Raw genomic sequence first — 13198 nt, forward strand, 5'->3', positions numbered from 1 at the left:
CTCCGCGGATCGGTGCTGGTGGATTTCGCTTCAGCATCGTCCGTGCGGAGTACTCCCACGACGGTTGAATAGCCGGGGGCATACCTATTTTTGGCCGCGCCTTCGCTGGTGCGTGCGTATGAACAGGTCACTCCACGAATCGCCGTATGGAGATATTGCGGATCTGAGTGTCTGGGGCGCCCCCTCGTCGTTATCCGAGTCCTCAGCGGCCGACGCGGGCAGCGGTTGTCAGCGGGCGGGCCCGAGTTGGTTCGGAGACCCCGGATGTGCGCCGCCACCAGGGCGAAACCGCTGCGATAGAGAGGCACGGTGGGCACAGGTTCGCTCTCGCTCAACTACTTCGGTCGCCGAGGTCGGTGGGGATACGCTGTCCATTAACGACGAGTTAACACAGTGATTCTCCGTGTTCGTGCCCTGGCTGGCGGGTGGTGTGTAACTGATGATCGAGGATGATCGGTTCCGGACGGTCCGTGACGTGTTCGATTCGGTGACAGAGGAATTGGCCGAGGCCGGGTTCGAGGATGCGGAGGAGATCGGGCGGGGCGGTTTCGGTGTGGTGTATCGCTGCACGCAGGAGGAGCTGGATCGGACGGTGGCGGTGAAGGTCCTGACCGCCGAGCTGGATGCCGAGAGCCGGGCGCGTTTTTTCCGGGAGCAGCGGGCGATGGGCCGGTTGACGGGGCATCCGAATATCGTCACGATGCTGCAGGCGGGGGCCACCGCGAACGGGCGCCCGTTTCTGGTGATGCCGTATCACCCATTGGGTTCGCTGGATGCCCGGATCCGCGAGCAAGGTCCGCTGCAGGCGGAGACGGTGTTGTGGATCGGCGTGAAGATCGCCGGGGCGTTGGAGAGCGCGCATCGGCTGGGCATCCTGCATCGGGATGTGAAGCCGGGCAATATTTTATTGACCGATTACGGCGAGCCCGCGTTGACGGATTTCGGGATCGCGCGTATCGCGGGCGGGTTCCGGACCGAGACGGGCACCGTGACCGGGTCGCCGGCGTTCACAGCTCCGGAGGTGCTCGAGGGGGAGGCTCCGACTCCCGCGGCGGATGTCTACGGATTGGGCGCGACCCTGTTCTGCGCGTTGACCGGGCATGCGGCGTTCGAGCGGCGCAGCGGGGAGAACGTGGTGACCCAGTTTCTGCGGATCACCACCGAGCCGGTGCCGGATCTGCGTGAGCAGGGCATTGCGGAGGACATCGCCGCGCTGATGGCGGCGGCGATGAGCCGTGATCCTGCTGAGCGGCCGTCGGCGCAGGCGCTGGGGGAGGCGATCCGGCAGGCACAGCGCCTTCACGGGTACGCCGTGAAGGAGATGGCGTTGCAGGCCGAACCGGCACACGAGCGCGAGGAGCGCGGGCGCGTCGCGTCGGGGTGGCGTGCGCGGGCGTCAGCGCCTTCGCAGGGTGCAGGCGACCTGCCGCCGGAGTTGACCAGTTTCGTCGACCGACGCAACGAGGTGGCGGAGGTGAAGAATCTGCTGGCCTCGGCGCGATTGGTGACATTGACCGGGATCGGCGGGGTCGGCAAGACGCGGCTGGCGCTGCATTCCGCGGCGACTGTGCGCCGCGAGTTCGGCGACGGGTTGTGGCTGGTCGAGCTGGCCGACGTCACCGATCCGTCCCTGCTGGTCGACGTGGTGGCGGCTGCCCTGGGGTTGCGTGATGATCTGGCACGGCCGTTGCCGCAGGTGGTGCTGGAGTTCCTGTCCGATCGGGAGTCGCTACTGGTGCTGGACAACTGCGAGCACCTGGCCCTGGCGGTCGCGCGGCTGGCCGAGACGTGGTTGCGGGCGTGTGCGAACCTGCGGATCCTCGCCACCAGCCGCGAACCGCTCGATATCGGCGGAGAGGTGGTGCTGCGGGTGCCGCCGCTGCCGATCCCGGATCCGGAGCGGGAGCCGTCGTCGCGGGAACTGCCCCGCTACGACGCGGTGACCTTGTTCGCCGACCGCGCGACCGCGGCGGTGCCGGGCCTGCGGCTCTCCAACGACGACAAGGCAACGGTGGCCCGGATCTGCGCGCGGCTGGACGGATTGCCGCTGGCGATCGAACTGGCCGCGGCGCGGGTCCGCACGATGTCGCCCGAGCAGATCCTGGGGCGGCTCGACGACCGGTATGCGTTGTTGACCCGCGCCAGTCGCAGCGCGCCGACGCGGCAGCAGACGCTGCGGTGGTGTGTCGATTGGAGCTACCGGCTGTGCAGCCCGGTCGAGCAGCGGCTGTGGGCGCGGCTGTCCGTGTTCGCCGGTGGTTTCGAGCTCGACGCTGTCGAAGGGATCTGCGGCATCGACTTGGATGCCGACAGTTTGCTGGATGTGGTGTCCTCGCTGGTGGACAAGTCGATCCTGATCCGGGTCGAGTCGCAGGGTGTGGTGCGGCTGCGGATGCTGGAGACGGTGCGTGACTACGGGCGGCAGAAGCTCCAGGAAATCGGCGAATACGCCGATTTGTGCCGGCGGCACCGCGAGTGGTACCAGGATTTGGCGCTGGCCGCGGACGACCAGTGGATCAGCGACCGGCAGCCCTACTGGGTAGCCCGGCTCGACCGCGAACTACCGAATCTGCGCGGCGCGCTCGAGTACTGCCTGGCCGAGGACACCGACCAGGCGGCCGCAACCGGACTGCGGACCACCGCCGCACTGGCGGGGTTCTGGACTTTCCGGGGCCTGTACAGCGAAGGTCGCCGCTGGATCGAGCGTGCTCTCGCCCACCCCGCCCGGCAATCCATCCCCGACCGGGTCAAAGCGATCCACGCCTGTTGCGCCATGGTGGTGATGCGAGGTGATGTGCCGGCGGCGGCCGCGCTCGTCGAGGAGGGGCGTCGCCTCGCCCAGCAAGATCCCACGCCGATGAACCAGGCGCTGATGGACAGCTCCGACGGTGGAGTGGCGGTTTATCGTTGGGACCTTGCCCTCGCGACCTCGCGCCTCGAACGCGCCGTCGAGGCGCTCGATTCCTATCGGCCCGGATTCGCGTACTTTGCCTCTTTGCTCGCACTCGGTTTGGTGCATGGACTTGCCGGTGATACCCAACGGGCGGCCGAGTCCTACCGGCGGCTGATCTCCATCGCCGACGCGCACGGCGAAACCCTCTTCCGTTCGACTGCGTTCTACGGCCTGGGCACTATCGCCTGGCAGGAAGGCGACCGGGCCCAGGCCACCGAGCTGCTCGAGAAGGCATTGAGAATCCATCGGCCAATACGCAGCCCGCTCATCGCTGCGGTGAGTCTCGAGGCGTTGGCCTGGGCCGCGTGCGCCGACGGTGATGCCGAGCGCGCGGCCGTACTGATGGGAGCCGCGCAGGAACTCGATCGGTCCCTCGGTACCGTCGCGAGTGTCGTCCCGCTTGTGCCGCAGTATCACGACGAATGTCTCCGGCTGACCCGGTCGGCCCTCGGCGCGCGCAGGTTCGATGCGGCCGTCCGCAGCGGCCGAGCGATGGGGATGGACGCGGCCGTGGCGTACGCACTCGGCGAGCAGCCCGCCGTCGCTCCGCAGACCTCGGGTCCGGGCGTGGCTCTGACCAAGCGTGAACGCCAGGTCGCAGACCTCGTCGCCCGGGGCCTGACCAACAAACAGATCGCCGCCGAACTGGTGATCTCCCAACGCACCGCCCAGGGCCACGTCGAGCACATCCTCACCAAACTCGGATTCACCTCCCGCGCCCAGATCGCGGCATGGATCGAAGAAGGTGCGGAACGCCAGAATCCGTGATCGACCGCCGATCGAAATGATCGGCCACCTCGCTGCGCGACCATGGACAATACCGGGCTGTCAACGGTCCTCAAAATAGGATTTAAGTTCTCTTTCGCTGTGCTCTAGCATTTCCCGGTGAGCGAATGCTCGTATTGCACAGCGGCTCATGAATATCCAAGTTACGCGTTCTCCGGAATGTTGCGGAATATTGGAAAGGCTCGCAGCCCCCCAAAGACGTGGGGCCAGCCTCCCGAAGACGTGGGGCTACCGCGAATAATCGGTGCCCTGGCCAACGTGTCCCGGACATGTCGCAGAAACGCCGCACCAGCCGCCGTGAGCTCCACCTGCCGGGTGGTCCGCGAGAACAGCGCGACGTCCATTTCGTGCTCGAGCTGTTCGATCTGTGTGCTCAGGCCCTGCTGCGACAGGTGCAACCGCTCGGCGGCCCGAGTGAAACTCAGCTCCTCCGCGACCGCGACGAAATACTGGAACTGTCGACAGCGGACTTCCGTGCGGGGCGATCTAGGCTGGTCAGACGTCCGAAACGGGTTGTGTCCCAAACTCTCACGTGAATGGCCGGCAGTGTCGCAGCGGTCGAGGTCAGCGCGGTCGTCGCTGACACCGTCCGGGTTCTGGGCATTCGGTGGGAACATGGAACGTCCGCGGAACGGTGCTGATGGATTTCGCTTCAGCATCGTCTGTGCGGAGTGGTCGCACGACCGTCGAATGACCCGGGGGCATACCTATTTTGCCCGCGGGTAGGGGTCCATGTTGCGTAGCCGTTGCCGGTGGGTTCGTTGCAGTTCGCCCGCCCGGGTGAGAAAGCCCGCGATCATCTCGAGTTCGGCGGGATCGAACCAGCTCAGCATCATCTTGTAGCCCTCGTCGACCAATGGTGAGATGAGTTCCTGCACGCGACGGGCGGCGAGATCGGTGGCCACCACGATCACGCGGCGACGATCGGTGGGGTGCAGTGAGCGAGCGATATAGCCCTGCTTCTCCAGCCGGTTGAGCATGACGGTGGCGCCTGCGGCGGTGAGCCCCAGCCGTTCGGCCAGCATTCCGGGTGTCGTGGACTTCTCGTCCCCGAGCAGGACGATTTCCAGCGCACGTCGATCGGTCTCGTTCACGCCCAGCAATCTGATCGATTCGCGGGCCAGATCCTCGGCAGTTCCGTGATAGAACTCCAGAGCCTTTCTGAGCTCTACTGCGATCCGAGCGGGTTCGGTTGACATCGGACGCACAGGCTCCCACCCTCGAACACTTGAAACATGAAACCTCTCAACGGATTCCACGACCACGGTTCGATCGATCGTCGAACAGCATGATTTCGCGCATGAACCACCGAGCTCGATGGACTCAATGAATATCGCGGGCCGCGGTCGTGCGGTGCGGATCCCGCGAGGTGTTCGATGCGGGCATCTCCCAACTCCTATCGACGATAGGTCAACAGTCCATACCGCGGCTGACGATCGTCCCGAGGGCGGGCACCGCCCCGGCCGCCGAAGCTGCCGGAGGCAGTGCCCGGACATCCGCGACACAGTGAGCCGATACGATATTCTGCATTACACACCCCGGTCAGAGTGGCTTTTGCGGCACGAAAGCCGAAGCGGCCGAACGCCGTCCGGGGCGGCGATTGTCCGATCCGATCGGGCGGAACCTGAACTGGGCTGCTGGTAACAGCCCAGTCCAGGCATATTCACCACATTTCGCCAGAGCGGATACCGACTGTCACGCGGTTCCGTCTGCCCTCGGACTCAGCTGACAGCTGTGGTGGTGAGCGTCGGGGACGGATTCGGATAGCACGCGGTCGCGACATTGCCGACCCATTGAACGTTGGTCGTCATGGTCATCCCGGGATTGGCATAGCTGGTCCCCGCGTACTTGCTGGTGATCGGCGTTCCGGGAGTACCGGCCGTGACATTGATGGTCACCGCCGGCGGGGTGAAGCTCGAGCCGCCGGCGATCGGACCCGGCACCGTGAGAACGACATTCCCGCCCGAGGTGGTGACGGTGCCGGCCACGCTACCACCGGAAGCGGTAGCCGAGACCAGCGTCGAATTCGCCGGAGTCGGGAAGATCATCTTCAGGTTGCTGATGTTGTTCACGGTGAAGCCCGAGGCCGAGCCGGGAACCGTGGAAACACCGGGGGTGAGGGTGATGGCCACCGCGGAGCCGGATGCCGCCGAGGCCGGCGCGGTGCCGCTGACCGATGTGGTCATGCTCGAGGTTTGGCCTATGCCGAAGACGGTGCCCTGGCAACTCCAGTTCACGCTGACGGCGGCGGCATTTGCGGGTGCAGCTAAACAGAAGACAGTGGCAAGCGCCATCGGAGTAACAACTCCGGCACGAAGCAGCATGGATGCAGTCGATCTCATAACTATCTCCAAAAGTGAAGAAACGGTACGACCCGAGATGTCGCGCCGTAACCATAAGGGGTCTAAAATATAACCTGTTCACATCTGGCATCGATCGAAATCGGAAATAACGTTTTGGCATCGATGGCTAGGTCGGAGGATGGTTCCGGCAGGTCCTTATCTGCTATTAATTATTCAGTTTGGAAAGTTAATTCCGCTAAGGCTCTGACGCGAATCGATCGAACCTCTGGCACTCATCGGTCTTGCGATCACGGGCAGAATCCGCAGTCAATTCGATCAAACATGTGCCCTGACCTGGTGTTTTGTTCAAATTTTGGCCATCGGCTGGCCCGCGCGGTTGGCGAGTCTCAGGCTTCTCTTGCGGAAGAAGTGGGTTTCCCAACAATTTGCGTCCATCGCCGAGTCGCGCGGATCAGCGACCATGTCGGATCGAAATTTCGCTTATCGAGAGGTTGCCATGCGCATGTAAACGGCGTTTTGCCATGTGTTCACTCGGTGACGGAACGCTGCTCGAGGTGACGGCCTGTGGGTGAGAACTGAATTCGGTTCGCGTAACCGACCTCGTCCGAATCGGCGAATTGCGGCATCCCGCGATCGCAGGCCACGAGGCAACGACCCCGATGGTCTCCTGCCGCGATGCCCTGTGGTGGCCGTGCTCGGTGACAGGCTTGATGGTGGGTTTCGGCCGCGCCGGAAGGGTGCGGCCGGGGTGCATCGGTTATTTGGTGGCGGGCGTCGCCGTGGTGAAGGGTTCGTGACGGTGGTGAAGTATCAGAGAGGCGACCGCAACCGACGCCGTGACAAGCAGCGCTCCGCCGGCACACCCGATCACCCCGTCGATGGCGGTGCCCACTGCGGCGCCTGCGGCGGACGGCTGAGTCCGACGTACCTGGTGAGCTCTCGGTACGGCGGCGTGTCACGCGAGGGTCGAGGCATGCGTGGACGCGGTATTCGACATCGTTGCGCAGGATGCGGGACTGGAGTCCTATCAGGCTCGAACCTTGGCGGTTGGCCTGGTCGGTGCGAGGCAATTCGCGGCACAGTACTGGCTGGAAGCTGGTCGCCCGATCCCCAAGGGTGATGCGGTCGATGCGGCAGTCGCGCTGGCTGGGGCGGTCTGTCGTCGGTGCCGCGTCGGCCGGACTCTCATGTGCAAGGTATCGGCATACATGCTTCTTGAAAGTGGCAGGCCCTTTCTGTCCCTCATTGTTTTTGAATTTCTGGTGCGTGTCGGTTTCTGTCGCATCGAGCTCAATGTGTTAAGGAGACCCAGTGCGAATCCTGCTTCTCTCGAGCGCATTCAACAGCCTCACTCAGCGTATTCATGCCGAATTGCGGCAGCGGGGGCACCGCGTGGGGGTCGAGTTGGCACTCGGTGACGAGTCGCTACGGGCGGGTGTAGCGCGATTCCGGCCCGACTTGATCCTTGCGCCGATGCTGACAGTCGCTGTGCCAGAAGATATTTGGTCGGAGAACACAGTGCTGATCGTGCACCCGGGCCCAAAGGGTGACCGGGGCCCGTCGGCGCTGGACTGGGCGATCAGTTCCGGCGCCACCGAGTGGGGCGTCACCGTTCTGCAGGCCGTCGCGGAATTGGACGCGGGTCCGATCTGGGCCTCGGAGTCGTTTGTGATGCGGCCCTGTGGGAAAAGTGAGTTGTACCGTACCGAAGTCTCCGATGCCGCGGTGTGTGCAGTATTGCGGGCGGTTGACCATTTCGAGCAGGGGGGCTTCGAGCCCGAACCGCTCGACTACGACCGTCCCGATGTCCGCGGACGGCAGCGGCCATATCACGCGCAGGAGTTTCGACGTATCGATTGGTCCAGCGACAGCACGGAAATGGTGCTCCGCAAGCTGCGCGCGGCCGACTCCCAACCCGGTGTGCTGGACGAGCTGTACGGACGCCCGTACTTCGTACACGGCGGGCATCGTGAGGATCGACTGCGCGGGACGCCGGGCGCCGTTCTCGCTACCCGGGACGGCGCGATCTGCCGAGCCACCGTGGACGGCGCGGTCTGGCTACCGCAGCTGCGCAGCCGCCGGATACCCGGCGGCCCAGCGACTTTCAAGCTGCCCGCCACCGCGGTGATAGACCGCGAGCTCCTGGCCGGAGTGCCGGACCTTCCCATTTCGGCAGCCGAGGCCGCAACCCGCGATACCTGGTCCGAGCTGCGGTACTACGAACTCGGCAACGTCGGCCATCTCGAATTCTCTTTTGCCGGTGGAGCAATGAGCACAGACCAGTGCCGGCGGCTACTCGACGCGTATCGGCAGGCGTGCGCTCGACCGACAACCGTGCTCGTGCTGGGGCCGACGCGCGACTTCTTCTCCAACGGCATCCACCTCGATGTCATCGAAGCCGCCGCGGACCCCGCGGACGAGTCCTGGCGCAATATCAACGCCATCGACGACCTGGTCGAGGCGATTCTCACGACCACGGACAAATTGGTGATCTCGGCACTGGCCGGGAGCGCGGCTGCGGGTGGAGTGATGCTGGCACTGGCCGCTGACGAGGTCTGGTGCCGGGAGTCCACTGTGCTCAACCCGCATTACCGGCTGATGGGTTTGTACGGGTCCGAGTACTGGACCTACACGTTGCCACGCCGGGTCGGTACACAGCAGGCCGATCGCCTGATGCGGGAAGCACTGCCGGTCGGTGCACGCGCCGCCGAGGCTCTCGGCCTGGTGGACCGCGTCGTCGCAGGAGATGTCGGAGAGTTTCGTGCCTGGGTGCGGCGAGAGGCCGCCACCCTGTCGGCGGCCCTGTCCACCACAGGGGGTCGACTGCTCGACAAGAAGCTTGGCCGCGCAGTGGACGAGGCGGCAAAACCCTTGGCGGCGTACCGATCCGAGGAACTCGGCCGGATGCGTCAACACTTCGACGGCCCGGGCGAGCCCTATCACCGGCTCCGCCACGACTTCGTGACGAAGGCCCGCCCCTCGGCCACACCCGCCCACCTTCTCGGATAACTCACGCAAACGGAGCAGACCTGATGGCTATCGATCACTTCAAGGGTGCGCACCAGGCTCACCTGGCCGCCGAGCCCACCGACGTCGAGTCGATGGACTTGCCCTTGCTTCTCATGTGGGGATGAGCATGTACGCCGGTTTCGTCGGCACAACGACCAGTCCGAGTCCGCGGTGGACCAGTTCGTCGAACTGCTGGTGGGAACGTTGTTCGAGCGCCCATTCCCGGTCGCGCTGGCGCAAGCGTAATCAGCTGTCTCCCAATGTCATACCGCAACTTCGGTACGGGTTCGTCGAGCCATCGGCGTCGTCGTTCCGGTAGTCCGAGCGTGGAGGCGCGTGGGTCATCGCAGCGCGGGCAAGGGAGCCGGACGGTTGCGCGATGGACTGGCGAGAAACAGGATCGATCTCCGGCGAACAATCCGGCGCTCCTCGTCAGCTGATCCCCGTACTTGGATCCTTCGGTTGGGGGTGTGTGGTGCCGGTGGCGGCGCGGACGACGGGGGCGAGCAGGCGGGGGAGGACGAATTGGTCGCGGGGTAGGTGGCGTGCGTCGGGGAGCCAGTTGTGTACGAGTCCGACGGCGAGGCCGCTGTCGGGGTCGGCCCAGCCGCCGGAGCCGGCGAGCCCGCCGTGTCCGAAGCCTCGTGGGGCGCCGGGCGCGGGGATGGAGTGGTAGCCGAGTCGCCAGCCCATGGGGAGCAGCAGGTTTCGGTCCGGGAGCCAGGTCTGTACGCGTGATACCTGCTGCACCCGTGACCGTGACAGCAGGGGGGTGTCGGTGACGATCGTGTTGTAGACGGAGGCGACAGCGCGGGCGGTGAATACTCCATTGGCGGCAGGCATTTCACCGGTCAGGATCGCTGGGGCGCTTCCGGAGGTCAGCCCTTCGATGCCGTGGGTGTAGATGGCTCGGACGAATCCGGTGCCCGGCAGGGGGATTCGTCCGGCGAACCGCAGGACCTGGGCGGCGCCTGGGATGCCGAACGGGACGGATGATCCGTGCGAGACGGCGACGGTGGTCTTCGCCGATGATGGTGGGGTGCCGAGGTGGAGCCCGTCGGTGCCCAGGGGTTCGGCGAGTTCGGTGCGGTACAGCTCGCTCATTCCCTTACCGGTGACCGCGCGGGCGATTCCGGCGGCCAGCCAGCCGAAGGAGATCGCGTGGTATGCGGGTATTCCGCGCCATCGGTCCGGTGCGGCGGCGGCGATCCGCTCTTCCATCAGGTGGTGGTCGACCAGCTCGTCGAGGTTTTTGGCCAGCGGGGTGACGTGTGAGAGTCCGGCGCGGTGGCTGAGGACTTCGGCGACGGTGATCTTCTTCTTGCCGTTGGCGCCGAAGGCGGGCCAGTACTCGGCGACCGGTGCGTGGTAGTCGATCAGTCCGCGTTCGGCCAGCCGGTGCAGCACGGTGGCGGTGATGCCTTTGGACGTCGAATACGACAGTGCGGCGGTGTCGCGTTGCCAGGCGGTGCCGCGGTCCGGGTCGGCGGTGCCGGTCCAGACGTCGACCACAGGGCGGCCGCGGTGGTAGACCGCCAGTGCGCCGCCACCGCGGCCGGTGGAGAACAGCCGGGCGAATGCGGCGATCGCATCGGCGTAGCGGGGTGCCCAGGTGCCGTGCACGACGGTGCCGGCGGCCTGAGGGTGATCGGGTCGGGAGGGAAGTGGATCAGGCACGTCGTTGTCGCCTTTTGTTACTGAATTTCTTTGCAGCACAGGGGAATCGAACTGCGTCGCTAGCAGGGGACGTAGGAAGCCGAAGAGTCGGGGTAGGCGCGCCACGCCCATGACAGCGAGTCCAGCAGGTTGCGTTTGAGCGTGCGCGCATCCCGGGTGTCGCTGGGGCGTTGGACGAGGGCCTCGCGGATCATCTGCACGAACCGCCAGCGGGTGACGCCGAAGGCGACCAGTAGTTCGCCGGCGCTGGCGCCGCCGGACGGGGCCTGTCGGATCGCGAACTCGACCACGGATCTCGCGGCCGTGTCGAGCGATTTGTTGGCCGCCAGGAAATCGCAATGCGTCATCGAGGAACGAACCCATCCCGGGTCGTGGGTGGTGTGCGTCTCCGGGGAAGTCACCGACTGCGGGCGCTTCGGATCATTCGCGGGCGCGCTGCCGGGCGGGGTGCTGCTGTCCGAAGGCCGTGGATCGGTGGTGTCGATGGCGAAAACCGGGAACCGGTCTTCGGGCGGGTCGGGTTCGTATCGGACACGGATCGGCTTGTCCGAGGGTGGTGGGAGCTCACCGTAGATCGTGGAGTAGATCCAGGGGCCGTCGTCGAGTTCGACAATGGCGACCGTCGACTGTTCCCACGCCCCGGTGTTCGAGGGGTGGTGCGCCACTTTCCACGACACGATCGACCCGGTGCCCGAGGAGGGTACCCAGTCCAGAGTCGTGGCTCGGCACGATGAGCAGGCGTTGGTCATTGGCGCGACCAACGTTGCACAGTCAGTGCAACGCCTGATCATCAGGGTCGTGCCGCCGTGGTGTCGTGGGTTCTCCGGCTTGTAGTCGAACATCGCAATCCTCGCCAGTTCTTGCCTGCGCTGTCACTGACGAGCCTGCGTCACGGAGGGCCCTGCCCGCGACGGCAGAACTACCCACGACATACCTATTTTTGCCACCCCCGCCCAATGGAGGCACCGGTCGACAAGGGCTGGCAGGCACAAATCCGTCCGGCACGACGCGACGTGTCTGCAGGATAGGAACCGCAGGCATTCACCTGCTTGAAGGCCCGCTACATGGCTGACTCGTCTGGATGGCGTGCGGTCAGCGCCTGAGCGCAGACAGTACCGCGGCGACCTCGAGGATAGTGAATTTCACGGAGGTCGCGGTGTCGATCGCTCGAATGCGGTCAGGGGACCCACAGGTGTCGGAGCTCGGCTCGGGCGCGGCGGTGGACGGGCCGCCTCGCTGCGGCGGGTTTGTCAGGCCGTCCAGGACGAGGTCCGGGTAACACCGGTGTAGTTCGATCATGCGCTCGGCGCTGGTTGGCAGGCGGGTACTGAGATGGTTGAGCAAGCCTGTTCGCAGAAGGGCGGGGCAGGCTGTCCAGGGTCGGAGTCGTCGGCCAGGACGGACCCGGCGCGGCGGATGATCTCCGACCGCAATGACGAGGTGACCGATTCGACAGAGCGATGCCGCCGGGTGAAGGGGGAATTTGACCCGGCGACATCGACATCGTCGGCAGCCGGCAGCGTTCGAGCTGCAACTGGCCACCATCGCGTGGGTCAACACCGCTTGGGGGTATACAGGTCGGCCCAGGCCGGACCCTACGGGTGCCCCACGCGTTGTGCAAATTAGCCGAGATGCTTGAAACCTGCTGGCCCACAACGTGGCACAGCACATGCTCGATGCAGCGTCAGCAGCGATCGAGCCAGCGCCGCAGTGCAGCGTTGAAATCGTCGAGCGCCCGCCGAGAGCGACGCAGCTGTGCCCGTTCGAAATCGGAGGCCGCCTGTCACAAGATCACATACCACGCGGTTCGTAAGTGTCGCCTGCATGTCCGCCTGTGATTGAGTGTTGGAGTGGGAGACGAACTTTCAGCCTTCGGCAGTCGTCGCGACGCTGGTGCGAGCCGTAAGCGCCCCATAAGCCTGGGTGGCCGCATCGACAATCTCGGCACCTATCGATTCTTGTGCCCGACGGTTGGTTGCCGGTGGTTTCGCGACGAGAACACCACCCAGAGCAATCCGCGTTGGCGGGAGCTGGTCGAGGCCGCGATCGACGACCACCTCGCTGCTAGGCATCCTCATTGGATCCATCCGGAATACAACTAGATCGCGATCGAACGCGTTGCTGTGCGGACCCGTCCATGTTGTCGGGCAACCTGACCTGTACCAGGCGAGAAGTGGTGTATTGCACAGCATTTCGGCTCGCCATTGCCAGCGGGACATGGGTCGTGGATCTCGCGAAATGTGAACTTGTCTAGGGTGGGCGCGGTGACCTTCAATCCAGATCTGTGGAATGTCGTCCCGGGATTCGAGAACCTCACCGACATCACGTACCACCGGCACATCGAGCAGGGCACGGTGCGGATCGCCTTCGATCGTCCCGAGGTACGCAATGCGTTCCGGCCGCACACCGTCGACGAGCTCTACCGTGCCCTCGACCACGCCCGCATGAGCCCCGACGTCGGCGCGGTCCT

At 65.1% G+C, this 13198-nt stretch carries 9 protein-coding genes and 1 pseudogene; 5 read left to right on the forward strand and 5 right to left on the reverse strand.

Annotated elements, in window-relative coordinates; translation table 11 throughout:
- Nucleotides 1–439 precede the first annotated feature (439 nt).
- Nucleotides 440–3721, forward strand: coding sequence for a protein kinase (locus ABZV44_RS26955; RefSeq protein ID WP_354841787.1), 3282 nt, complete (start codon nt 440–442; stop codon nt 3719–3721).
- 161 nt (nt 3722–3882) lie between these two features.
- Here ABZV44_RS26955 and ABZV44_RS26960 read toward each other — a convergent pair whose 3' ends face one another.
- From ABZV44_RS26960 to ABZV44_RS26970, 3 genes are all read right to left on the reverse strand, one after another.
- Entirely contained in the window at nt 3883–4398 is a 516-nt protein-coding gene (locus ABZV44_RS26960) for a LysR family transcriptional regulator (RefSeq protein WP_354841790.1), read from the reverse strand.
- Between the two features lie 48 nt (nt 4399–4446).
- Nucleotides 4447–4938, reverse strand: coding sequence for a MarR family transcriptional regulator (locus ABZV44_RS26965; protein ID WP_354841793.1), 492 nt, complete (start codon nt 4936–4938; stop codon nt 4447–4449).
- Nucleotides 4939–5460: 522 nt separating this feature from the next.
- A complete protein-coding gene (locus ABZV44_RS26970) occupies nt 5461–5925 on the reverse strand; it encodes a hypothetical protein (protein ID WP_354841796.1) in 465 nt (154 codons plus the stop codon).
- A 1032-nt stretch (nt 5926–6957) separates the two neighbouring features.
- Between ABZV44_RS26970 and ABZV44_RS26975 the strand changes: the two are divergent.
- Both ABZV44_RS26975 and ABZV44_RS26980 read left to right on the forward strand, forming a co-directional pair.
- Nucleotides 6958–7261 (forward strand): annotated as a pseudogene (locus ABZV44_RS26975) (TetR/AcrR family transcriptional regulator); the annotation flags it as partial.
- A 308-nt stretch (nt 7262–7569) separates the two neighbouring features.
- Nucleotides 7570–9051: an enoyl-CoA hydratase-related protein gene (locus tag ABZV44_RS26980; protein WP_354841799.1), complete on the forward strand. Its 1482-nt coding sequence runs from the start codon at nt 7570–7572 to the stop codon at nt 9049–9051.
- A 432-nt stretch (nt 9052–9483) separates the two neighbouring features.
- Here ABZV44_RS26980 and ABZV44_RS26985 read toward each other — a convergent pair whose 3' ends face one another.
- Both ABZV44_RS26985 and ABZV44_RS26990 read right to left on the reverse strand, forming a co-directional pair.
- The gene (locus ABZV44_RS26985; protein ID WP_354841802.1) at nt 9484–10728 is read right to left on the reverse strand and encodes a serine hydrolase domain-containing protein; all 1245 of its coding nucleotides are present in this window, start codon (nt 10726–10728) and stop codon (nt 9484–9486) included.
- Between the two features lie 59 nt (nt 10729–10787).
- Complete coding sequence (locus ABZV44_RS26990; RefSeq protein WP_354841804.1) at nt 10788–11570, reverse strand: OB-fold domain-containing protein; 783 nt, start codon at nt 11568–11570, stop codon at nt 10788–10790.
- Between the two features lie 1008 nt (nt 11571–12578).
- On the opposite strand from ABZV44_RS26990, the gene ABZV44_RS26995 reads away from it, so the two are divergent.
- On the forward strand, nt 12579–12830 hold the full coding sequence (locus ABZV44_RS26995) for a hypothetical protein (RefSeq protein ID WP_354841807.1): 252 nt from the start codon (nt 12579–12581) through the stop codon (nt 12828–12830).
- A 162-nt stretch (nt 12831–12992) separates the two neighbouring features.
- Nucleotides 12993–13198: enoyl-CoA hydratase-related protein (locus ABZV44_RS27000; protein WP_354841810.1), on the forward strand; the 206-nt coding region annotated here is incomplete at its 3' end.

Origin of the sequence: Nocardia sp. NPDC004860 (assembly GCF_040609015.1) — a bacterium.
GTDB lineage: Bacteria > Actinomycetota > Actinomycetes > Mycobacteriales > Mycobacteriaceae > Nocardia.

What these genes read in the sequence shown, in the direction of transcription:
- ABZV44_RS26990 (WP_354841804.1), bottom strand. Translation starts at nt 11,570, where the DNA reads ATGTTCGACTACAAGCCGGAGAACCCACGACACCACGGCGGCACGACC.
- ABZV44_RS26960 (WP_354841790.1), bottom strand. Translation starts at nt 4,398, where the DNA reads ATGCTGAAGCGAAATCCATCAGCACCGTTCCGCGGACGTTCCATGTTC.
- ABZV44_RS26965 (WP_354841793.1), bottom strand. Translation starts at nt 4,938, where the DNA reads ATGTCAACCGAACCCGCTCGGATCGCAGTAGAGCTCAGAAAGGCTCTG.
- ABZV44_RS26955 (WP_354841787.1), top strand. Translation starts at nt 440, where the DNA reads ATGATCGAGGATGATCGGTTCCGGACGGTCCGTGACGTGTTCGATTCG.
- ABZV44_RS26970 (WP_354841796.1), bottom strand. Translation starts at nt 5,925, where the DNA reads ATGACCACATCGGTCAGCGGCACCGCGCCGGCCTCGGCGGCATCCGGC.